The sequence below is a fragment of the Paenibacillus sp. ALE3 genome (assembly GCF_054113405.1).
In genome coordinates this window covers 4,264,564-4,287,679 of sequence record NZ_CM134214.1, presented here as the reverse complement: position 1 = coordinate 4,287,679, position 23,116 = coordinate 4,264,564, and the positions used below count along the sequence as shown (strand labels likewise).

Annotated in this window: 17 protein-coding genes and 1 pseudogene; 17 read left to right on the top strand and 1 reads right to left on the bottom strand. The window is 41.7% G+C overall.

Annotated features, from left to right (window positions below; all coding sequences use genetic code 11):
* The first annotated feature begins 112 nt into the window (after nt 1-112).
* From ACXHJ2_RS18995 to ACXHJ2_RS18930, 14 genes and pseudogenes are all read left to right on the top strand, one after another.
* Complete coding sequence (locus ACXHJ2_RS18995; protein WP_007428885.1) at nt 113-403, top strand: YerC/YecD family TrpR-related protein; 291 nt, start codon at nt 113-115, stop codon at nt 401-403.
* On the top strand, nt 403-1,191 hold the full coding sequence (locus ACXHJ2_RS18990) for a sirohydrochlorin chelatase (RefSeq protein WP_165082790.1): 789 nt from the start codon (nt 403-405) through the stop codon (nt 1,189-1,191). The genes ACXHJ2_RS18995 and ACXHJ2_RS18990 overlap by 1 nt, the downstream gene beginning before the upstream one ends.
* A gap of 53 nt (nt 1,192-1,244) precedes the next feature.
* Complete coding sequence (locus tag ACXHJ2_RS18985) at nt 1,245-1,367, top strand: hypothetical protein (RefSeq protein ID WP_016819811.1); 123 nt, start codon at nt 1,245-1,247, stop codon at nt 1,365-1,367.
* Entirely contained in the window at nt 1,364-2,245 is an 882-nt protein-coding gene (locus ACXHJ2_RS18980; protein WP_025677329.1) for a diacylglycerol kinase, read from the top strand. The genes ACXHJ2_RS18985 and ACXHJ2_RS18980 overlap by 4 nt, the downstream gene beginning before the upstream one ends.
* A gap of 224 nt (nt 2,246-2,469) precedes the next feature.
* Entirely contained in the window at nt 2,470-4,236 is a 1,767-nt protein-coding gene (gene rlmD, locus ACXHJ2_RS18975) for a 23S rRNA (uracil(1939)-C(5))-methyltransferase RlmD (RefSeq protein WP_165082788.1), read from the top strand.
* A gap of 952 nt (nt 4,237-5,188) precedes the next feature.
* Nucleotides 5,189-6,811, top strand: a complete 1,623-nt coding sequence (locus ACXHJ2_RS18970; protein WP_165082785.1) for a restriction endonuclease subunit S — start codon at nt 5,189-5,191, stop codon at nt 6,809-6,811.
* Nucleotides 6,812-6,916: 105 nt separating this feature from the next.
* Nucleotides 6,917-9,337, top strand: a complete 2,421-nt coding sequence (locus tag ACXHJ2_RS18965; protein ID WP_165082783.1) for an N-6 DNA methylase — start codon at nt 6,917-6,919, stop codon at nt 9,335-9,337.
* Nucleotides 9,330-10,832 (top strand): type I restriction-modification system subunit M, encoded by a 1,503-nt coding sequence (locus ACXHJ2_RS18960; protein WP_165082782.1) that lies wholly within the window; start codon nt 9,330-9,332, stop codon nt 10,830-10,832. The genes ACXHJ2_RS18965 and ACXHJ2_RS18960 overlap by 8 nt, the downstream gene beginning before the upstream one ends.
* Nucleotides 10,829-11,920, top strand: a complete 1,092-nt coding sequence (locus tag ACXHJ2_RS18955) for a restriction endonuclease subunit S (protein ID WP_165082780.1) — start codon at nt 10,829-10,831, stop codon at nt 11,918-11,920. Before ACXHJ2_RS18960 ends, ACXHJ2_RS18955 begins: the two co-directional genes overlap by 4 nt.
* A 37-nt stretch (nt 11,921-11,957) precedes the next feature.
* Nucleotides 11,958-14,867, top strand: a complete 2,910-nt coding sequence (locus tag ACXHJ2_RS18950; RefSeq protein ID WP_165082778.1) for a type I restriction endonuclease subunit R — start codon at nt 11,958-11,960, stop codon at nt 14,865-14,867.
* Nucleotides 14,868-15,322: 455 nt separating this feature from the next.
* A pseudogene (locus tag ACXHJ2_RS18945) lies at nt 15,323-15,520 on the top strand (N-6 DNA methylase); the annotation flags it as partial.
* Between the two features lie 354 nt (nt 15,521-15,874).
* Nucleotides 15,875-16,864, top strand: coding sequence for a tRNA dihydrouridine synthase (locus ACXHJ2_RS18940; RefSeq protein ID WP_137077890.1), 990 nt, complete (start codon nt 15,875-15,877; stop codon nt 16,862-16,864).
* Nucleotides 16,865-16,917: 53 nt separating this feature from the next.
* Nucleotides 16,918-17,487, top strand: coding sequence for an SF0329 family protein (locus ACXHJ2_RS18935; RefSeq protein ID WP_165082776.1), 570 nt, complete (start codon nt 16,918-16,920; stop codon nt 17,485-17,487).
* 89 nt (nt 17,488-17,576) lie between these two features.
* A complete protein-coding gene (locus tag ACXHJ2_RS18930; RefSeq protein WP_165082774.1) occupies nt 17,577-18,131 on the top strand; it encodes an amidohydrolase family protein in 555 nt (184 codons plus the stop codon).
* A gap of 2 nt (nt 18,132-18,133) precedes the next feature.
* On the opposite strand, the gene ACXHJ2_RS18925 is transcribed toward ACXHJ2_RS18930, so the two are convergent.
* Nucleotides 18,134-19,075 (bottom strand): AraC family transcriptional regulator, encoded by a 942-nt coding sequence (locus tag ACXHJ2_RS18925; RefSeq protein ID WP_165082772.1) that lies wholly within the window; start codon nt 19,073-19,075, stop codon nt 18,134-18,136.
* Between the two features lie 230 nt (nt 19,076-19,305).
* Here ACXHJ2_RS18925 and ACXHJ2_RS18920 point away from each other — a divergent pair, with 230 nt between their 5' ends.
* The 3 genes from ACXHJ2_RS18920 to ACXHJ2_RS18910 all read left to right on the top strand — a co-directional run bounded on the left by ACXHJ2_RS18920 (nt 19,306) and on the right by ACXHJ2_RS18910 (nt 23,035).
* The gene (locus ACXHJ2_RS18920) at nt 19,306-20,325 is read left to right on the top strand and encodes a glycoside hydrolase family 88/105 protein (protein ID WP_165082770.1); all 1,020 of its coding nucleotides are present in this window, start codon (nt 19,306-19,308) and stop codon (nt 20,323-20,325) included.
* A gap of 12 nt (nt 20,326-20,337) precedes the next feature.
* Nucleotides 20,338-22,512 carry a 1,3-beta-galactosyl-N-acetylhexosamine phosphorylase gene (gnpA, locus tag ACXHJ2_RS18915; RefSeq protein WP_165082768.1) on the top strand — a complete coding sequence of 725 codons (2,175 nt, stop codon included), beginning with the start codon at nt 20,338-20,340 and terminating at the stop codon, nt 22,510-22,512.
* A 241-nt stretch (nt 22,513-22,753) separates the two neighbouring features.
* Nucleotides 22,754-23,035 carry a hypothetical protein gene (locus ACXHJ2_RS18910; RefSeq protein WP_457874281.1) on the top strand — a complete coding sequence of 94 codons (282 nt, stop codon included), beginning with the start codon at nt 22,754-22,756 and terminating at the stop codon, nt 23,033-23,035.
* Nucleotides 23,036-23,116 lie beyond the last annotated feature (81 nt).

The window sequence follows — 23,116 nt, the reverse complement described above, 5'->3', positions numbered from 1 at the left end:
TCTGTAGTCATGTAATGTTGTTCTGTAATGCGTGAAACCGTTAATGCTTGAAAAACTGACTATTTGTCGAGTACAATGAGGAGAGATTGTAACCTTTGGGAGATGATAATCTATGCAGCTTAAAAAGCTTAATGATAAAAGTATTGATCAATTGTTTGAAGCTATTTTAACTCTTAAAAATTTGGAAGAGTGTTATGTATTTTTTGATGATCTGTGCACAATTAATGAAATTCAATCCCTCTCCCAACGTCTGGAAGTTGCCCGTATGCTTGGCAAAGGCAGCACATATAATCAGATTGAAGCTGAGACAGGCGCCAGTACAGCCACCATTTCACGTGTTAAGCGTTGTCTGAACTATGGGAATGACGGGTATAAAATGACGCTGGAACGTCTGGGTCGCTAATGCGGAGCCCTGGGATACTAGTCATCAGCCATGGCTCTAGAGAGCCATATTGGGTGGAACAGGTGGATCAGGCAGTTGCAAAGCTTCAATTGCTGGAAGAAATGCCGATAGAGGTTTCATTTTTGGAAACGGTTAAAGGAAGATTGATTCAAAATGGAATCGATCGTCTGGAAGCCTTGGGGGTAACAGATTTACTGGTTATTCCTTTGTTCGTGTCGTCAGGTAGTACGCATGTAGATGAAATTAGCTATGCGCTGGGAGTCAAAGCTGCGCCAGACAAAGAAACAGATTTGGAGCCGTTTCGATTGAAGGCACGTGTGCATTTTGGCAGTCCATTGGATGACGGCGAAGATGTTGCCCGCATGGTGTGGGACAAGGTTCGCCCGTTGTCGGTCGATCCTGCGCGAGAGGTCATTTTACTCGTAGGACACGGTAGCGCGCACAACGGCTTTCTTCAGCGCTGGGAGCAAGGGATTTCCTCGTTGGCTCGTACGGTGCAAAACGTGAGTGGCATCATTACGGACCACGCTTTGCTAAATCCTGAGGGTGTGCATGACAAGGCGGCGTACTGGAATCAGGAGCGGGGGCATGATGTTATTGTGGCACCGCTGTTTTTGAGTTCGGGATATTTTACAAGTCATATGATTCCTAAACGCTTACAGGGGCTGGATTACCGTTATTCAGGAGACCCTATATTGCCGCATCCTTTGCTCACAAGCTGGATGGACAGACAAATTCGTGAGCTGTTACAGAGCATGAAGACGCAAGCAAGGACCGATAATAATTAACCTGAATTTGGCGATAGTGCTTCCAACCTGAAATTCCCTTATTTGGATAGTGAATGGCTTCTTTTATTGTAAAAGAGGTCTTTTTCCAGTATGATGATATTTTGTACAGACTGAATGTGATGAACTGCGATGTGAATATAAATATCATTAAATATACGGGTGGCGTAACGGAATGAAAAGAGCTAGATTAATCTACAACCCGACCTCTGGGCGTGAGGAAATGAAGCGTCGCCTTGCGGATGTCTTGCAGCGCCTAGATGAAGGTGGTATTGAGGCCTCTTGCCATGCAACTACAGGGGAAGGGGACGCAACGCGTGCCGCAACAGAGGCCGTTGAGCGTGGCTATGATATGATTATTGCCGCTGGTGGCGATGGTACATTGTATGAGGTCATTAACGGGATGGCTGAAAGGGAAAACCGCCCGCCTCTGGGTGTGTTTCCTCTAGGAACGACGAATGATTTTGCCAGAGCACTGGGCATTCCCAGGCATTGGGAGGATTATTGTGACCTCGTTATTCGTCAAAATCCGAAGCCGTTGGATATCGGAAAAGCCAATGACCGCTACTTTATCAACATCGCAGGCGGTGGAACTTTAACCGAGCTTACATATGAAGTTCCAAGCAAGCTCAAAACGATGATTGGCCAATTGGCCTACTATTTCAAAGGCATGGAGAAGATGGTCAGCCTTGCACCACAGGAGCTGATCATCAAGGCATCGGGTCAAGAAGTGATTCACGACGAATTTATGCTTTTCCTGATCGCAAATACAAATTCGGTCGGCGGGTTTGAAAAGCTTGCTCCTGGGGCGACAATAGATGATGGACTGCTAGATGTCATCGCTGTGCGGAAATGCAATTTGGCGGAAATGATCCGCTTGGTTACACTTGCGCTGCGCGGGGAGCATTTGCAGGACAAGAAAATCGTTTACTTCAGAACAGATTACATGGAAGTGACCTCACCTGGCTATGTCCAGCTTAACCTGGATGGCGAATTAGGAGGCACACTGCCAGCGACCTTCCGAAATCTGCCGCATCATTTGAATGTGTTTCGGTAAGGAAATGAGCGGAAGTGATTTTATTTCCGGTTGGTTGAGCAGTGCGATATACGGAACGCAGAGTAGATAGTTGTTTTTTGTAGGGAACATATCGGTCCTTGCCGTTCTCCGTGGGGAGTAACGGCATTTTCGAGTTGATGTTTAAACATCGTCTAGATGACGATTTGAATGATATGGCTGAATGAAGATAAGCATGAAAAGAAGAACAGAAAGAAGTGACCATCATGACGAATAACCGTAGCGGACGTGGAAAAAGCCGCCGGAATACAGCAACAACAACTCCAGTTCAAGGGAATCAGCACAAAAAGACCATGCAGGTGAAAAAAGAGAGAGAGCTGGAACAGTCACGAGTTGGAGCTGGGAATAGAATGCTTCGGGCTGGAACCGAAAGCAAAAGTGGAAATATGGATAATTCGGATCGAAAAATGCGGGGGGATGAACGGAAATCTCGTCCGTTTTCCGATGATGAACGGAGTAACGATAGACGGAATCAGGAAGCTTCCAATCGTAGCAGGTCTAATGCAGAGCGTAGCGATCTGCCTGTGCAAAAGAATGATGAGGCCGTGATAGACATCATCGGCATGAACCATGATGGCGAGGGTGTAGGGCGTGTCGAGGGTTTTACGCTGTTCGTTCCGGGCGCGTTACCGGGTGAAAAAGTACGGGTCAAGGTGCTGAAAACAAAAAAGCAATATGGCTATGCCAAGCTTCTGGATATCGCGCAATCTAGCCCTGACCGGATTGCAGCTCCGTGCGCTATCTACGATCAATGTGGCGGTTGTCAGATCCAGCATATGAGCTACGAAGCGCAGCTAGGCTGGAAGCGACAGCATGTGGTGGATGTGCTGGAACGTATCGGAAAGCTGAGTGTGGCTACGGAGTCCAGTGAGCATATTGCAGAGGTTTTGGCTGACTCTGCGGATGGAAGTGCAGACCACATGTCGCGTGTACAAGGCGTAGTCGTGCATCCTACACTCGGTATGAGTGAGCCTTGGCGGTATCGCAACAAAGCCCAGGTGCCGATTGGTGTCACCGAAGGTGGGCTTGTCGGCGGCTTCTACGCACGCGGCAGCCATCGCATCGTGGATATGAACACTTGTCTCATTCAAGACGAGCGCAATGACGAAGTTGTCGCACGTGTGAAAGAGATTGGCCGAATGCTGGGCATCAGTGCATATAATGAAGAAACCGGACGCGGGCTGTTACGCCATGTCGTTGTGAAGACCGCTTTTCGCACAGGTGAAATGATGCTGGTCCTCGTCACAAATGGGCGAGATATTCCGCACGCAGATGCGTGGATCGGCAGTATTCGTGAGCACATCCCACACGTGGCAAGCATATGCCAGAACGTGAACACGAAGCGAACGAACGTTATTTTTGGCGACGAGACTCGTGTACTGTGGGGTCGTGACGTGATCTACGACTACATTGGAAACGTACAGTTTGCGATTTCCCCAAGATCCTTTTATCAGGTGAATCCCGTACAAACGGAAGTGCTGTATGGCAAAACCGTCGAATATGCCGGGCTCACAGGCAAAGAAACGGTAATTGATGCGTATTGTGGCATTGGCACGATCTCTTTGTTTCTCGCTCAGCATGCGGATCAGGTGTATGGGGTGGAGATCGTCAAAGAAGCCATCGACGATGCACGGAGTAATGCGCTATTGAACGAAATGCGTAATGTGAAGTTTGAGGTAGGCGCATCCGAAGATGTCATTCCTGCATGGAAAGAGCAAGGTATCACCGCCGACGTCATCGTCGTCGATCCACCCCGCAAGGGCTGCGATCCACGCCTACTCGACACCATTCTGGAGATGAAGCCAGAGCGCGTGGTGTATGTATCCTGTAATCCAAGCACACTGGCGCGGGATTTAAGGATACTGGAGGATGGCGGGTATAGTACAGTGGAAGTGCAGCCTGTGGATATGTTCCCGCATACAGTACATGTGGAGGCCGTGGTGTTGCTGGTGAAGGATAAAACAGTTAAGTGAAACCCTTATTACTAGTGGGATATTCGGTATACTACAGGTTAATAATGCTTATGGTACGGACGTCAAAAAACAAGGTTGATGTAAAACTAATGTAAAAATCAATTGGAAATCAGCCCAAAAGAACCGAAGGCGCTAGGAAACTCCTGGGCGTTTTCGGTTCTTTTGCGGCTTTAGATGTAAAGAATGATTCGAATTTATCAACAGCAGCAGCTTGGTCGGCAGTCCGAAGAGCGTGGTTATAAATGTTCATTGTTGTAGTAATGCTCCCGTGTCTAAGCCGCTCTGAAAAGATATTGGCATGAACGCCTTGGTTAATCAAAATTGTAGCTGAGATGAGTCAAAGATCATGAAATCGGAAATACCTAAACCCGTTTTTCTTAACGAACTGTCGAAACCAAAGATAGGGCCGTTCATGATGGAAAGGTTGCTCATCTGGATGTGAAAACATAAAAAACCATTTGTCGCCGCGCCATGCATCCCCGATGTCATTTCGTTCTTGCATTCTGTAGTCGTATATTCTTTTAGCTCGTTAAGCATAGAACTGGGGAGAGCAACTTTTCGAATGGATTTTTTTGTTTTTGGCTGTTTGACAATGATTTCACCTTTAGTTGATAGCAATTAAATAGGATTTCTCCATTTCGAATTGCAACCTCACTTCCGGAAATAATAAGTTGTAGTACACACAACACTGGAATACCCACATATGGCTGTCGTGTGAAGGTTTCTAAACTATGTATTAATATTAATTCAGTCATAATTGGTTCGAAAGGAAGTCTGACTTCAGGTTTTCTCGATTTTTGATTGGGCGTATTAAGAAATGGACAATATAAATAATAACATATTTTATTTTGGTATTTTAATACCAAAATAAAATAAAGGTTGACGTGAATTATCTGCGGTGCTATATTTTGCGTACGATGAATAGTGAGTGTTTTGCAAGGGGGTTATAAAGATGCGTAACGACAAACGGATGAACCATATTTGGAATCGTTATAATGCATTGAGGGGATATACTGCTCACTCAGAGTTGCCTGTTGCTTTGTTCCTTTTGAAAAAGACAAAAGAGGAGTTTGTATTAAATTCCGATAAACTTACTGAGCAGAAAGCGTATGAGATGATGCTTTCAATATCGAATAGTTACGGTATGAAAAATCCATATCCGGATTCAAAGTCGTTTTTTGGTGCTTTTATGGCTATGGATGATGAAGAAATTGATTGGGAAATGGCTCTTGCATCTGCAGATCATAAAGAGATGTTTTATATACCGAAAGTGTTGATTACCGAATATGAAAAACACTTTAAACCAAACACTAAGACGGTGTTGATTCCTGAAGCTGAAAAATTTGTACCTTACCTTACTGAATTGGTAAGCCGACATTCTGATTGCGAGTTCTACATAACTACCATGAATACAGTGAGTAAAGTTCTTCTCGATGAAATGTTTAAGGAGCATGTCAATGTAATTGTCGAACAGACTAGTATTTATGTATACGAGTTTTCAGCAAGGAAGTTTGATTTAATTCTGGCGGTACCTGTATTTGGGGCGAGAGAACGCGGAGAAGATAATGGTGATTTCATTTGTAGGGAATATGAAATGATAGCTGTAGAGAACTTGCTCTTACACTTGAATAGTTCAGGAGTATTAGTGATTGTACTTCCAGCGAGAATAACCTTTGCGGCTGGCTCGGTAAAGGACTTAAGAGAATTTATACAAGGCATGTATAAATTGGAAGAGATAGCGGAGTTACCAACGGGGATATTTGCATCTACCGCTATTAAGACCTATATGTTTACGATCTCAACTGGCCGAACAGAAGATGTGATGATTAAAAGGTATGGTGCTGCTACAAGCAACATCAAAAAAAACGGAGTCAATGAACTGGTACTCATTGAAGATACGTTTGTTATGTTGGAAGAGTTAATGGAAATGGGTTATTGGAATGTTGATCATATCTTTGCGATGGTGGATGAGGATTGGCAGCGTTATCAGAACTCAAGCATTAAAAGGGAAGAATTAGGTAATGTTGCTGAGGTCTTTCGTGGAAAGGCGATTAACAAGAAAGATGCTAATGGTAGCATTGGCGTCGTAAATATATCGAACCTTAATGATTTTGACATTGATTATGAGGGCCTTGATCATATCGAAGAGGAAGAACGTAAAGTTTCCAATTATTTACTAAGAGATGGGGATTTACTATTGCCAGCACGGGGAACAGCGATCAGAATAGCGGTTTTCCAAGAACAGAAGTATCCTTGTATCGCGTCATCAAACATTATTGTAATAAGACCGAATGAAAAAGTGCTTTTAGGGACGTACTTAAAAGTTTTCTTGGATAGCCCCTTGGGAAACAAAGTTTTAGCAGGAAAACAGCAAGGAACAGTCGTCATTAATATTAGCTATAAAGACTTGAAGACGCTAGAAATCCCGTTGCTCAGGGTTGATGAACAAAAGGTGATCACAGAAGAATATGAGCAGGAACGTTCCAGATATGTAGAAAATATTCGTCTTGCTGAGGGTAGGTGGAATGAAGTTATGGAGCGTCTTCAAAAAACTATTATGAATGTGAAACAATAAAATGTTGACATAAATAACTGTGTTGTAATAGGGATTTATTTGAAAAGTTTGTATGCATGCTGAGGCTTCACTAAAAGTATCGGCCCGGCACCAGGGAGGAATTGCATGATCGGGGCTATCATTGGCGATATTGTCGGTTCCAGATTTGAATGGGATAATCATCGCTCGAAAGATTTTGATTTTTTAACATACAAGTGTTTTTTCACTGATGAATCGATAATGTCATTAGCGATATGTGAAGCACTTATGATCTGTAAACGTGATTTTAGTGACTTGGGTGACCAAGCTGTTAAATCCATGCAAGTTCTTGGAAGACCCTATCCGAGTAGGGGGTATGGAGAGAGATTCTACAAATGGATGTACAGTGATTCTCCTGAACCATACAACAGTTTTAGTAACGGTGCTGCAATGAGAGTAAGTGCATGCGGTTATGTTGCTAATTCTATAGAAGAAGCCAAATTGCTTTCGCACGAGGTGACAGCTGTAACACATAACCATCCTGAGGGGATAAAAGGCGCTGAAGCTACTGCGGTTGCAGTCTTTCTGGCTCGTAGCGGGAAGAATATTTTAGAAATTCGCGATTACATTGATAAGCACTACTACCCCATGAATTTCTCGCTTGATGGAATCCGGGAAACGTACCAATTTAATGAGACTTGCCAAGAAACAGTTCCGCAAGCATTTGTTGCATTCTTCGAATCTTCTAATTTTGAAGACGCAATCCGGAACGCTGTCTCTATTGGTGGAGACAGTGATACGTTAGCTGCAATTACTGGAGGTATGGCAGAAGCCTACTACGGAGTGCCGACACATATCAGAAAACATGCACTGACATTTCTTGATGAGCGGCTTCTAAGGATACTGCTTGAGTTTGAAAACTTATATCCAGCAAAGATGGAAAAGATACAGTCTTCAGTGAGCGTCAGCATTAAAGAAGAGTCTGCCGGAGCCAACATAAAAACTGGAGGTAGAGAAGAAATGATCCAATCAGCAATGGATGCTGCTAATGAAGCGCTAAAAAACAGTACTTCACAGCCTGAAGAAACAACAAGTCAAAAGCTGTTTTCTCACCTTTTTGAAGCCTGCAATATTCTGCGTGGTCCAATTAATCAGGATGAGTATAAAAGCTATGTAACGCCAATTCTCTTTTTTAAACGATTATCAGATGTTTATGATGAAGAAACACAAGCCGCATTAGAGGAATCTGGTGGTGATGAAGAATTCGCCAGTTTTCCAGAAAACCATCGTTTCATTATTCCTGATGGGTGCCATTGGCAGGACGTTCGCGAAGTTAGTGAGAACGTCGGAGTAGCAATAGTCAATGCGATGAATGGCATTGAACGTGCCAACCCAGATACACTCTATGGCGTTTTTTCTAGTTTTGATGACGCAAACTGGACTGATAAAAACAAACTGTCAGATGAACGCTTAAAGAATCTCATTGAACACATGTCAGAAATTAAAGTAGGCAATGAAAACTATTCATCTGATGTGATGGGAGATAGTTATGAATATTTAATTAAAAAGTTTGCTGATCTTTCAAAGAAAAATGCAGGTGAATTCTATACACCTCGATCAGTTGTGAAATTAATGGTCAAAATACTAGATCCGAAGCCAGGCGAGACGGTTTATGATCCTGCTTGTGGTACTGGTGGTATGTTGATCGAAGCAATTCGGAATGTACGAGATGATAAAAGTACATATGGGAGGATTTATGGTCAAGAAAAGAACTTAGCAACTTCCTCAATTGCAAGAATGAACCTCTTCTTACACGGAGCAAGGGATTTTAAGGTTAAACAAGGTGATACATTAAAATCACCTCTTTTCCTACATGGAGGAGAATTACAAACATTTGATTGTGTAATCGCGAATCCACCGTTCTCGTTAAAAGCTTGGGGTGCAGATCAATTTGCCTTAGATACTTACGGTCGAAATTTATGGGGGAGTCCTTTAGATTCCAGTGCTGATTTTGCTTGGCTTCAGCATATGGTGAAATCTATGGATAAAAAGAATGGACGCTGTGCGGTCATTCTTCCACAGGGAGTCCTATTCCACGGAGGTAGAGAGGGAGAAATCCGTAAGCAATTAATAGAATCTGACAAGTTAGAATGCGTTATTACTTTGGTAAGCGGCTTGTTTTACAGTACAGGGGTATCGGCATGTATTCTAATACTAAACAATAATAAAGTAAAAGAACATAAAGGGAAAATTTGTCTGATTGATGCATCAAAAATTTATACTGCGCAAAGAGCTCAAAATATAATGACAGAAAAAGATGTTGAGGAAGTTTACAATCTTTTCAAAAACTATGAATCAGTAATTGAAAAATCTAAGGTTGTGTCAATTGAAGATATAAAATTCAAAGAATACACGCTCTCTGTGAACAGCTACATTGAAAAAGCACCGATAGAAACGATTTGTCCTCAGGAAGTTAAGAAGACATTTTTGGCAGCATTAGATGAAGTAATTGAAGCAGAAGAAAACTTGAAGTCCTTACTGATTGAAGGAGGATACATTAGTGAGTAGTAGAATTACACTTGATGAATTGAAATCATACTTATGGAATTCAGCAGTACTCTTAAGGACTCATATTGATGCTGGTTCATATAAACAATACATTTTCCCACTTATGTTTTTTAAAAGAATTTGTGATGTGTATGATGAAGAATGTGCAGAAATCCTTGAGGAATTTGACGGGGATGAGGATGCAATCGAATGGGAAGAAAATCATAGATTCATTGTTCCGAAAGGTTTTCACTGGACGGATGTCAGATCAGTATCAGAAAATGTTGGTGTTGCGATAGTCAATGCTTTTCGGGCTATTGAAAAAGCAAATCCTGAAAAATTACAAGGTGTTTTTGGGGATGGGGCTTGGACCAATAAAAACAGATTACCTGATAAATTACTTAAAGATCTTATTGAGCATTTCTCCTCAAAAACACTCAGTATGAAAAATTGCCCTGAGGACGAACTCGGACAAGGTTATGAATATTTAATTAAGAAGTTTGCTGACGATAGTGGGCACACTGCACAGGAGTTTTATACAAATCGCACAGTCGTTCATCTTATGACAGAGATGCTAAAACCACAGTCGAGTGAAAGTATTTATGATCCTACATGTGGTAGCGCAGGCATGCTTATTTCAGCCATTGCTTATTTGAAGCAACAAGGACTTGAATGGAGAAATGTAAAAGCATATGGGCAAGAGATTAATGCTCTTACATCTGCAATCGGAAGGATGAATTTGTTCTTACACGGTGTAAAGGACTTTCATATAGTAAATGACGATACTTTAAAGAAACCTGCTTTTGTGGAGCATGGTGAGTTAATGCAGTTTGATTTAGTGTTAGCGAATCCACCATATTCAATTAAACAATGGGATCGAGAAGTATTTTCAGCTGATAAGTATGGCCGGAATTTTCTCGGTACACCACCTCAAGGAAGGGCTGATTATGCATTTTTTCAACATATTTTGAAGAGCCTTAATCCGAATACGGGCAGATGTGCCATTTTATTTCCACATGGTATTTTGTTTAGGGATGAAGAAAGAGAAATGCGTGAAAAGCTTGTAAGAAGTGATTTGGTCGAATGTGTAATTGGGGTCGGTAAAAATCTATTTTACAATTCACCGATGGAGGCATGTATTATTATATGCCGAACGAGAAAAGCACATTCTCGTAAAGGACATGTATTGTTTATTGATGCAAAAAATGAAGTAACTCGAAAAAATGCAGAGAGTTATTTGGAAAAAAATCATATACAGAAGATAGCACAAACATACATCGATTTTAAAGTTCGAGATGGTTTTTCAGCAATTGCCACAGTAGAACAGATTATCGGATATGACAGTAAACTGAGTATCCCGCTTTATGTAAGTGGGTCTAAGAGTGTTGAAGATGAGGAGACGTTATATTCTGTGGAAGAAGCACTGGATGGATGGCTTGCTAGCAGTGATACTTTTAGAGAATCTTATGAGACTTTGAAATACATGCTTGTTGAGAATGGTGGTGATGAGTCTTGATAAAATATAAACTTGGTGATGTAGTAAAGGTAATATCTAAACGTGTAGATAATCCGGCGAATTGTGAATATGACAAATTTGTTGGTCTTGAGCATTATGTATCGGGTGAAATTGAGATTAAGAAATATGGTAATACAACTCTTTTAAAATCCGCTATGAAAGTTTTCAAGTCAGGAGATATTTTAATTGCTCGACGTAATGTCTATTTAAAAAGAGCATCTATTGTAAAGTTTGATGGGATTACTTCTGGTGACTCTATAGTATTGCGTGTTGAGGATAAGTTGTTAAGACGCATTATTCCGTTCGTCTTAAATACCGATGAGTTCTGGGGATATGCTGAGAAATTTTCTGACGGAACAATGTCAAAAAGATTGTCTCCTAAAGTTTTATTGGAATACGAGTTTATGCTGCCTCAAATTGCTCAACAAGAAAAACTTGCTGATCTATTATGGGCTGCCAATAATACAAAAGAAGCTTACAAGAAATTACTTTATCTTACAGATGAGCTTGTCAAATCGCAATTTATTGAGATGTTTGGAAACCCAAATGAAGAATCAAAAAAATGGGGAATGCGTCCTCTTGGGGAATTAACGGTCAACTTTAATAGGAGCCGAAAACCAGTTAAAGAAGGTGATAGAAAATTAATGCAAGGTCCTTATCCGTACTATGGAGCTACAGGTATAGTCGATCACGTGAACGATTATCGGCTTGATGGAACTTACCTTTTAATATCTGAAGATGGGAAAGCATTGGAATTTCGGAATTATGACATTGCTTTTATTGTTTCGGGTAAGATCTGGGTTAATAATCACGCCCACGTTCTACAATGTAAAGATGATTTGAATATGGTTTTCCTGCAATACTTTATTAAGTATCTCGATATAAGCCACTGGGTCACTGGTATAGATCAGAAAAAGCTTAATCGTGAGAATATGGAGGCGATTCCAATTGTGGTGCCGCCAATCGTACTGCAGAACAAATTTGGAAACTTTATCAAACAGACAGATAAATCAAAGCTTAATTTAGAACAAAATATTGTTAATCTGGAATTAACTTTGAAAGCCTTAATGTCGAAGAGCTTTGGATAAGTAGTTTTAAGTTTATTAAAGATTGGAGGGCCACCTGATGTTTAATGAAGACAATACGATTGAGCAAATGGTTCTTACATCGCTCAAAAACAATGGTTGGAAATTTATCCCCGCCGAAGAATTGCAACGTGAATACTCGGATGTTATGGTTGAAACTATGGTTAAAGAGGCACTCATTCGACTTAATCCTGAAATTGCTGAAGAACCATCCCGCACAGATGAAGTTATCTATAAACTGCGTACGTTAATATTGACGGTTCAGCCGCACAACCTAGTAACGCAGAATGAAATGTTCAAGAAGATGGTTTTTGAAGAGAATTCCTACCCATTCGGCAAAGATGGACGAATGATTCCCATTCGATTCTTTGGAACAATGACTAAAGAAGACCTAGTGTTGAACGAATATGTTGTCACCAATCAATGGGTATATCCTCAAAAAGAGAACGGTAAGAGACTAGATATTGTTCTATTGATTAATGGATTCCCTGTGGCGATTGGTGAGTTGAAAACGCCTGTTCGTAATTCTATTACATGGTTGGATGCTGCTGGAGATATAGCTGCATATGAAAGAAGCATACCAGGCATGTTTGTAACTAACATATTCAATTTTGCTACAGAAGGCAAATGTTACAGATATGGTTCAGTTTGCATGCCGGTCGGAATGTGGGGCCCATGGCATACTCCGGATCATAAAAGTGAAGGAAGTCTTGCCGATGTGAAAATCAGTGTTGAAGATATGATTACACCTGAAAATATCATGGACATTTTTCAGTTTTTCACATTATTTGCAACCGATAAAAAGTATCGTAAATATAAAGTCATATGTCGTTATCAACAATATGAGGGCGCGAATCTAATTGTGGAACGCGTAAAGGCCGGATATCCAAAACAAGGTCTTATCTGGCACTTTCAGGGCTCAGGTAAATCGTTACTGATGGTTTTTACAGCACAAAAACTTAGAATGATACCTGAACTAAACAATCCGACAATAGTTATAGTTGACGACCGAATAGATTTAGAGACGCAGATAACTGCAACGTTTAATGCATCTGATATCCCTAATCTTGTCAGCCTTGGCTCAAAGGACGACTTAGAATCCTTCTTCTTAGGGGACCAGAGAAAGATTGCAATTACAACAATCTTTAAATTTGGTGATGTTAAAAAGGAACTTAACCCAAGAGACAATATCATACTTATGGTGGATGAAGCTCATAGAACTCAGGAAGGAGATCTAGGTAGTAAGATGCGTCTTGCTCTTCCGAATGCGTTTTTCTTTGGCCTTACAGGCACACCGATTAATCGTATTGATAAAAATACTTTCAATACATTTGGTGCAATTGAGGATAAGAGTGGATATATGAGCAAGTATTCCTTCTCGGATTCAATTCGTGACAATGCGACGCTACCATTGAATTTCGAACCGGTACCAGTGGACCTGCATGTGGATAGAGAAAAGCTCGATGCTGAATTCGAAGCATTAACAGAGAATTTATCTAGTGAAGATAAAGCAGAGCTGTCTCGAAGGGTCAACATGAAAGCTATTATGTATGATCGCAAGCGTATCAGAAAGATATGTGAGCATATAGCGAAGCATTACCAGGAGAAAATTGAACCGAATGGATACAAAGGTCAGGTTGTTTGTTATGACAGAGCGTGCTGTCTTATGTATAAAGAAGAACTTGATAAGTTGCTAGGTCCGGAAGCAACTACCATCGTGATGGACACCAATAATGACAAAGAGGATAAATATAAAGCGTATAAACGTGATAGGGATGCAGAAGGAAAGGTTTTAGACAGGTTTAGAGAACCTAACGACCCATTAAAGCTTGTTATTGTAACGTCAAAGCTGCTTACTGGCTTTGATGCACCTATATTGCAGGCTATGTACCTTGATAAGCCAATGAAAGATCATAATTTGCTGCAGGCCATCTGTCGTACTAACAGAACCTATGATGAAGGTAAGACTCATGGCTTGATTGTTGACTACATAGGTATCTTTGATAATGTAGCAACAGCTTTGGACTTTGATGAATCAAGCATGAAAAAGGTCATTTCGAATATTGAAGAAGTGAAAAAGCAGATTCCTGCACTAATACGTAAATGCTTGAGTTATTTCATGGGAGTAGACCGTACAATAGATGGTTGGGAAGGTTTAATTGCTGCACAAGAATGTTTGCCAAACAATAAAATTAAGGACGAATTTGGAGCCGATTATAAAGTGCTCAATAGAGCGTGGGATGCGCTATCTCCAGATCCGTTTCTGAATTCAATGAAATTCGATTATCAATGGCTCACAAGAGTATTCGAATCCGTGAAACCTACTGATGGAAGAGGCGGGTTGATTTGGGCTTCTCTTGGGGCAAAAACATTGGAACTAGTTCACGAGAATCTGCAAGTCGGAGAAGTACATGATGATATGGAAATTCTTACGATGGATGCAGATTTAATCGATGAATTCATTGAAAAACAAAAAAATCTGAGAAAGACAACGATCAAAGTTGAAATTGACTTGGTCGCAAGAATTCGAAAACATAGTAATGATATCAAATTCGTTAAATTAGGAGAAAAACTTGAGAATCTCCGCGAGAAACATGAACAAGGACTAATAACCAGTATTGAGTTTCTAAAACTGCTATTAGAGCTTGCGCGGGAAGCTGCAGAATCTGAACAAGAAGTAGTCCCCGAGGAAGAAGTGGATAAAGGCAAGGCGGCATTAACAGAGCTTTTTGATGGGTTGAGGAATTCAAAGACACCAATTATCGTTGAACGAATTGTTGGGGATATAGATGATATCGTTAAGATTGTACGATTCGATGGTTGGCAGGGTACAACTGCAGGAAAACAGGAAGTGAAGAAAGCTCTTCGGAGTGTTGTCTGGGTCAAATACAAAATTAAAGACAAAGAAGTCTTTGATAAAGCTTATCAATACATTGAGCAGTATTACTAATTCGGGGAAGTAAAGATAGAGAAAACATGAGCTAAAGCCGAATATATCGTTCCATATGGAGAGTTTGGCGCTGTTAGTGCGCAAGGACAATTATAGCAAGGAGGGGCGTTCCCTTCTTTTTTTGTTCGAATCTATTATATGAATATGTCCCTAATGACAATGAATTGACAAAATGGATATGTATTCTTAAAGGTAAAAAGAAATAATCCAATCATTTCAGAAAAGAATGCATGTAACATTAAAGGCATGGCAAAAATAAATACCTGATACTTCGGTCGAGCTTCTATAAGCTACAGACTTATAGGGCCGGATAGGGAACGGAAATATAAAATGTTAGATAAGGCTAATCTCTTCAAGCCAGTTTCCAAACGGCTGTATTGATGTAGACAGATCAGTGCACGTGGAGAGTGTTGCGCTGTTGGTCAGAAAAGACTAATAGTTGAGGTGTACTGGCGTTTGAAAAAGGTAAAAATCAAAACAAACTTACTGATAAAAACATCAATAAGATTATCGAAACGTACCGAAATCGTGTAGATGTTGATAAATATGCTCACGTGGCATCACTTGAAGAAATAGAGCAAGATAAACAAGAAATCGCAGAACTTGAAGCCAAAATCAATGAACAGCTGAAAATTTTGGGTATTCATGTGTAGAAATTGACGAAAAGGGTCAAGGATATTATTCCTCGGCTCTTTTTTAAAATCGCTTGGGAACGGCGTAGGCTGGGGAAGTTATGCCGTGCAGTATTTCTATGAACTGCGGCGCAGTACGTTATAGAAGATGGCAGGAGGGGCGGCGCTCTTCCTTTTTTTGCGAGTCTTTTGGGGAGTATGCTCCTCTATTGAGTATGATATACTCATTTAGATGTCTATGCTTAACATATACTGCTGTTTGAACTACGTTGCTTAAACATGTTATATGTGAAGAAGAAGCAAGGATATGAACAAGTTAGCTTTACCATTTTGGGACCAAAGATTTGTCCTGGTATTTATAGAGGAGTTTTTGAAATGACGAATAATTTTTGGCGTGATTTGCCACGACCTTTTTTTATACTGGCACCGATGGAAGATGTGACGGATGTTGTGTTTCGCCATGTCGTAAGTGAAGCAGCCAGACCGGATGTGTTTTTTACGGAGTTTGCGAATACAGAGAGTTATTGTCACCCGGAGGGGAACAAAAGTGTACGCGGGCGTTTGACTTTTACAGAGGATGAACAGCCCATGGTGGCCCATATCTGGGGTGATAAGCCGGAATATTTCCGTGAAATGAGCATCGGTATGGCGAAAGAAGGCTTCAAAGGCATCGATATTAATATGGGTTGTCCTGTAGCGAATGTAGCCGAGAATGGGAAGGGAAGCGGCCTGATCTGCCGTCCCGAAATCGCAGCGGATATTATCCAAGCCGCGAAAGCCGGGGGATTGCCCGTGAGTGTAAAAACAAGGCTCGGTTTCACTGCCGTAGACGAATGGCGCGACTGGTTACCCCATATTTTGAAACAAGACATTGTGAATTTGTCCATTCATCTGCGGACAAGAGAGGAAATGAGCAAAGTAGACGCTCACTGGGAACTGATTCCGGAAATTAAGAAACTTCGTGATGAGGTGGCACCAGATACACTGCTGACCATTAACGGAGATATTCCGGACCGTCAGACCGGCTTGGAGCTCGCTGAGCAATATGGAGTGGATGGCATTATGATTGGGCGTGGTATTTTCCAGAATCCATTTGCGTTTGAGAAGGAGCCGAAGGAACACAGCAGTGAGGAATTGCTTGAACTGCTGCGGCTTCATCTAGATCTCCATGATCAATATTCAGCGCAGGAGCCACGTTCGTTCAGCCCTCTCGCCCGCTTCTTCAAAATATATGTCCGTGGATTCCGAGGGGCAAGTGAACTCAGAAACAGCTTAATGAACGCCAAATCAACAAGTGAAGTGCGTACATTGCTTGATGAGTTTGGAAGCAAGGATCATGATGAGGTAGAGGAACGAGGAAATTAAATTGCCAAGTTAGGGACGGGCTGTTAGCAGGCATTGAAAACATAGGAGGATATATGTCCTGGAGTAAATTGAAGCAACAACTAGAGAGCTTCCTCTCTCCTGCGTTAGACGGAAGGGTCGAATACCGGGCAACCAGTTACCGTTATTTGCCTGATAAATCTGGAGTTTGTTATATTGCTGTAGATAAGAAGAACATACTCAATATGAATGATATCACTAGTCCAATCAAATGGTATCAGTCGGAGTTGGAAATCAAAAATGATCCAGATATCCAAGTTCCTATCAGGAATGAAGAAATTGAAGCGATCAGAAAAGATACTAATGGGAATGTTCCGGAGGATCGTCTACAAGTAATAGCAAGAGGTAGAAAAATATCAGAGCATGCAAAGGAGCTTTTGTCAGCACAGGCCTTATTAAGCAAGTCTAATTTTAATGTTGTAGCTAATAAATTTTTAACTACTTCTATAGAGGACAGCTTAGAGAGTAATGATATCTTATTGAATATTCTAGCTTTAGTGGACAGACGAGTAGGAAAAAAGCGAATTTTAAACATGTCTCAGAAGATGAAGTTAAAGCATCCGATTGTGCAGTATTTTTATGAACTACGGCGTAGTACATTATGAAAAAAATAACTTTCAATAATGGGGACACTTCGTGTCAGGGTTGTTCTCACTGAAAACATGAATGAAGACTTGAAAGAAATCGGGGAAAAGTGGAGTGGAAAACAGGGCAAACGGGCTTCCATTATCATGTCTTTTCCCTGTTTTTTATATCGGGCTATACTGCATTGATTCCTACTTTGCAGGCTGGGTATCCCATTGCGAAATTGGATACGAGCCTAACGAAGGTGAATGAAACGGTTAAGGGAAATTCGCGGCTTGTGTACGACTCCATGCTGAAGGGGCTGCGTCAGGCTGTAGAACATGAGATCAAAATTGGAATTGGAACGGATGCCGCAATGTCTTACGTCACTCACTATGATATGTGGCGGGAACTAGACCACTATATGAGACAAACGAAACTGAATGCGGGTCAGGTCATCGAACGGGTAACAAAGTCTAATGCGGAGATCCTAGGCATTGATCATCTTACAGGGAGCATTGATATCGGAAAACAGGCAGATTTAATCGTGCTGGAGCACAACCCTTTGGACAATATAAAAGCTTTGTCGAATGTAGCTATGGTTATGGTGAGAGGAAATCTTATACAAACACCATCGGTGACCCGAATTCAGGAAGTGGACGAGCTGCTTGATTCAGTTTGGTAAAATTAAACCCACCCCGTAAACTCCAGTATAGACGCTTTCGCTGATTGTGCTTCGGATTGCGCTCCTTTACGCCATTCTTTAGGCGGCTCTCCCATAAGCTTGGAGAAGCATCGATTGAAGCTGGAAATGGAACGATAACCGACTTGCTCAGAGATGGAAAGAATGGAGTCATCTGTGCTTTTTAACTGCTTGCAGGCTTCTTCGATTCGGGTGCTGTTTAGGAAATCAAGAGGCGACGTTCCCATAATCTCATGAAATTTTCGGCGAAAATGAGTTGTACTTAAATGGCATAGGTCAGCCAAAAAATCAATGTTAACAGGTGTCATATAATTTTTAGTGATGTATTCCAAAGCCGGAGAAATGGCAAAATCGCTTTTCCGGCTATGTACTGTTTCTGCATCTTTCAATGATTCATTCCTGGAGTGAATTCTGAGAAGTTCTATATAAAGGGATAGCAATAAGCCGTAGGCGCTTTCCTGATAGTAAGGATTCTGTTGTTGTAATTCCTCTACGATCGAAGTCGCAAGTGTATACATCTTGGGATGCTGCTCCTTGTTCAATATGCAGTTTATTCCCTTTACGACCCACAAATTGGGCTCAAAGTTACTGTAGGCGCTTTTAAAAGTATGTTGAAAAAGATCCTCTGGCGAAAAAAAGATATAAGACCAAAGGCTGGCTGTATTTGGCGAACTGTACGTGGTATGAGGAAGATACCTGGGAATGAAAGTTACATCCCCGGCTTTGAAGGGGACAGATTCTCCTTTGATCTCCATGAAACCGCCATCCGAATAGCAAATACCAATCTCCAAATGGTTATGAAAATGGAGATGCTCACTTTTAATATCTGAAATCTTCCAACGTTCACCGCTTAACAGCAAGACAGGGAAGTTTATAGGCAAGCTGTAATGTCGGTATTCTATAATGGGCTTCTTTTTTCTGGGCATATTCGATACTCCCATAACTTGGATTTGAGTAGATTATAGGTGAACGCTATGTCAAGTTTAGCCAGCAGGTATACATATAAATGATTGAAATTGCGCAGTTTTGTTGCGAATGTGCTTAGATTGAGACTATTTTACTGCGTACAATGGAATAAGTAAAGCGTTTCCAAAATAGTGACGAACAGCTCTCAAGCGCCTTTGGGGGCGTGTGCGCTAATGAGAGGGGAATAACGATGCTTCAATTAACTTATGACAAGGAAGAGATATTAAAAGTCATCGATAAAGTCGTCAGAAAAACCATGGCGATGGATTTAACGTGGGATTGGCCCTGCGGTGTGGCTTATTATGGTGTATCCAGAGCCTATACGAAAACAGGGAATAAAGAGTATCTAAATATGCTTGCCCAGTGGGCAGATGAATACATCGAGCTGGGTCTGCCGCACTGGACGGTAAACACATGTGCCATGGGCCATATGCTGATCACATTGTATGAAGAAACAGGGGACCAGAAATATTGGGATATTGTGATGAGCAAGGTGGATTACATCCAAAACAATGCTCTCAGGTTCGGAGACCATGTTCTGCAGCATACGGTATCCGTTGCCAATGATTTTCCAGAACAGGCATGGGCAGACACGTTGTTTATGGCGGCATTCTTTCTGCTGCGTGTAGGAACCAAATTAAAGGACGAGAAAATGATCCAGGATGCCTTAAATCAATATTACTGGCATATCAAATACCTGCAAGACCCTAGTAGCGGCTTCTGGTACCATGGCTACAATAATGTCAAACAGGATCACATGTCCGGATTTTTCTGGGGAAGAGCGAATGCTTGGGGAGCATATACCATGTCGCAAGTCAAAATTCATTTGAAAGACTGGTATTTGTATCCGCCGTGTATGGACGTGGAATGTTCCCTTCGGGATCAACTGGCTGCATTGAAGGGTGTTCAAACAGAGAATGGCTTGTGGCGGACGGTACTGGATGACGAGGAGTCCTATGAAGAAGTATCTGCATCTTGCGGTATTGCGGCGGCCATGATCAATAACGGCAATCCACTGCATACCAAATACGTGCAAAAGGCATTGGAGGGCATCTTGAACCATATTAGCGAAGACGGACGGGTATTGGGTGTATCGGGCGGCACGGCGGTTATGAAAGATCGTGAAGGGTATCGCAATATTCCAAAAGACTGGATTCAGGGCTGGGGACAAGGCTTAGCGTTGGCTTTTCTATCCGATATGTTGAATTAGGAGGGATCGAAGTTGTCTAAACAAACAACGGGGGCCTTTACGCTACCAGGAGAATCTGGTTATGAGGCGCTGACCCTAAAATTAGCTGAACGATGGGGCGCTGATGTCATCCGTGACAGTGACGGCACGCAGTTGTCCGATGAGATTATAAACGCTGGATACGGCATTTATTCTACAATCTGTATCATCAGAGATCATAACGAGTGGGCGTCCCGCAATCTGGATAAGCTGCAACAGTGTTTTTTAATTACGAATCCGAAGGTAGCTGTACAGGATTATGTATCCATCTATCTGATGGAGGATTTTTTTGCAGAACAATTCAAAGTGAATGATTCTAAAGAGGCGCTTAACTACTGGCAGGTTTTTGACAGAACGACCGGGGAAGAAGTTCCAAGAGAACAATGGAATTATGAAAGGGAATCCGGAAATGTGGTCATTACCGGAATTGCTCCTTGGCATAAATACACAGTAAGCTTCATGGCCTACCGGATCTGGGAAGAGATTTCCATGTACAATCACACTACGAATCATTGGGACAAAGAGCATTTGATGCAGATTGATCCTATCTATACAGAAACGCAACAGTATCTTCTGGATTGGATGGAAGATTGGTGTCTTCATCATAAGGAAACCACGGTTGTCCGGTTTACCTCCTTATTTTATAACTTCGCCTGGATTTGGGGCAGCAATGAGCGCAATCGCCATCTGTTCTCGGACTGGGGTTCATACGATTTTACGGTAAGTTCAAGAGCGCTTGATCTATTTGCCAAGAGATATGGGTATTCGATGACTGCCGAGGATTTTGTGAATGGTGGAAAGTATCGCGTCACACATATCCCGGCTGAGCAGCGCAAGCTGGACTGGATGGCATTTATCAATGATTTTGTAATCGAATTTGGCAAGAAATTAATTGACATTGTGCATAGGCACGACAAGCTGGCCTACGTGTTTTATGATGACAGTTGGGTTGGCATGGAGCCTTACAATGACCGTTTCCAAGAGTTTGGTTTTGACGGATTGATCAAATGTGTGTTCTCAGGTTATGAGGCGAGGCTGTGTTCAGGTGTGAAAGTGAATACGCATGAGATTCGGCTGCATCCATACTTATTTCCGGTTGGCTTAGGCGGGCTTCCTACCTTTATGGAGGGGGGCGACCCCACGCTGGATGCCAAAAAGTATTGGATTAATATCCGGCGCGCCCTGTTGAGGGAGCCTATTGACCGGATTGGGCTGGGTGGATATTTGCATCTTGTAGAGCCTTACCCAGATTTTTGCGATTACATCGAAAAGATTGCCAACGAGTTCAGAGAAATCAAAGAACTGCATCATGAAGGCAAACCCTATCACATGAAGACGAAGGTAGCTATTCTGCACAGCTGGGGAAAATTGAGATCGTGGACCTTGTCTGGTCATTTTCACGAAACATATATGCATGATTTGATTCATATCAATGAGGCTTTATCCGGATTGCCGATTGAAGTGCAGTTCATTGATTTTGACGATATCCGTCAGGGAATACTACAGGATTGTGATGTAGTGATTAATGCGGGCTCTGCTGGTACAGCATGGAGTGGCGGAAAGTACTGGGATGACAACAAATGTGTAGACTTACTGACCCAATGGGTTTATGAGGGCGGCACCTTTATTGGCATCAATCAGCCTTCAGCGGTTGAAGGTCATGACAGCTTTTTCAGAATGGCACATGTCCTCGGTCTGGATGAGGATACAGGCTCCAGAGTAGCTCATGGAAGATGGACATATGAGGTTAGGGATGAGCATGGTTTGGTGCCTGAAGGGGCAAGTATAACGCCGAAGAATAGGATTTATCTTACGGATGGGGCAGCTGCGATAGCGGGTGAAACGAATGGAATGATAGCACTATCCACTCATGCCTTTGGTAAAGGAAAGGGAATTTACCTTCCTTCTTTCGAATTCAGCTGGGAAAATACAAGATTGCTACTGAATATAATCCGCTTTGCGGGCAATGAGCTCAATGAAACGAAGTATATTACAGATAACTTATATACAGAGTGTGCTTATTATCCAGAAAGTAAAATGTTGGTTGTTATTAACAATAGCGATCAACTGCAAAAAACGACGATTGAAACGGAATATGGCAAACAAACCATAGAGTTAGAGCCCTATGACACCATGATCACCCATATCGGCTTAACAAAATCGGTATAGGACATAAGAAGTAGCGGTATCAAGCCCTCCTTTATTTTAAGGAAGGGCTCTTTGTTTCAGTACCTCCAGAAAATCCAGCCAATTTACCGGGGATTTTGTCCATTCAAAAGCATTTAGTCCTTCATTAACTATAAGTATAACAATGAAGGAGATGATTTCTTTGCGAAAGGCAACTTTAGTGAAAATTAGAAAAGCGGAAGCAAAATTGGGGAAAAAACTGAAAAAAAGAAGCCATGTGGTTATGAATGTTAAAAAAGCCATTCGTGTAACTCAACTTGGAGATGGGTTTGCACGCTTCACTTTCGCTCCGGTCACTATTTCTCCTAATAGCTTTAGAAGCACTACGATTAACGGTAACGACTACAATCTGATTAGCGGTTCATGGATTTTCTCGGGAAATCAGCAAGGGTTTCTGCTCGATAACTATTCTGCGGCGGAAGACAGATGGTTCTTTACTGCATGGAATCCAACTGGAACCACAAGAACGGTATCTTATGCTGTTATCGCCAAACGGAAGCCATAATACCAATGTCATCGTTAGCAGGGAAAAGGAGCTTGAGGCTTCTTTTCCCTGCTAAATGTAGAGAGCATTTTGAACAAACCT

Excerpts from the sequence above, each read along its gene's own strand:
- ACXHJ2_RS18995 (WP_007428885.1), top strand. The coding sequence starts at position 113 with ATGCAGCTTAAAAAGCTTAATGATAAAAGTATTGATCAATTGTTTGAA.
- ACXHJ2_RS18990 (WP_165082790.1), top strand. The coding sequence starts at position 403 with ATGCGGAGCCCTGGGATACTAGTCATCAGCCATGGCTCTAGAGAGCCA.
- ACXHJ2_RS18985 (WP_016819811.1), top strand. The coding sequence starts at position 1,245 with ATGGCTTCTTTTATTGTAAAAGAGGTCTTTTTCCAGTATGATGATATT.
- ACXHJ2_RS18980 (WP_025677329.1), top strand. The coding sequence starts at position 1,364 with ATGAAAAGAGCTAGATTAATCTACAACCCGACCTCTGGGCGTGAGGAA.
- rlmD (WP_165082788.1), top strand. The coding sequence starts at position 2,470 with ATGACGAATAACCGTAGCGGACGTGGAAAAAGCCGCCGGAATACAGCA.
- ACXHJ2_RS18970 (WP_165082785.1), top strand. The coding sequence starts at position 5,189 with ATGCGTAACGACAAACGGATGAACCATATTTGGAATCGTTATAATGCA.
- ACXHJ2_RS18965 (WP_165082783.1), top strand. The coding sequence starts at position 6,917 with ATGATCGGGGCTATCATTGGCGATATTGTCGGTTCCAGATTTGAATGG.
- ACXHJ2_RS18950 (WP_165082778.1), top strand. The coding sequence starts at position 11,958 with ATGTTTAATGAAGACAATACGATTGAGCAAATGGTTCTTACATCGCTC.
- ACXHJ2_RS18940 (WP_137077890.1), top strand. The coding sequence starts at position 15,875 with ATGACGAATAATTTTTGGCGTGATTTGCCACGACCTTTTTTTATACTG.
- ACXHJ2_RS18935 (WP_165082776.1), top strand. The coding sequence starts at position 16,918 with ATGTCCTGGAGTAAATTGAAGCAACAACTAGAGAGCTTCCTCTCTCCT.
- ACXHJ2_RS18925 (WP_165082772.1), bottom strand. The coding sequence starts at position 19,075 with ATGCCCAGAAAAAAGAAGCCCATTATAGAATACCGACATTACAGCTTG.
- ACXHJ2_RS18920 (WP_165082770.1), top strand. The coding sequence starts at position 19,306 with ATGCTTCAATTAACTTATGACAAGGAAGAGATATTAAAAGTCATCGAT.
- ACXHJ2_RS18910 (WP_457874281.1), top strand. The coding sequence starts at position 22,754 with ATGAATGTTAAAAAAGCCATTCGTGTAACTCAACTTGGAGATGGGTTT.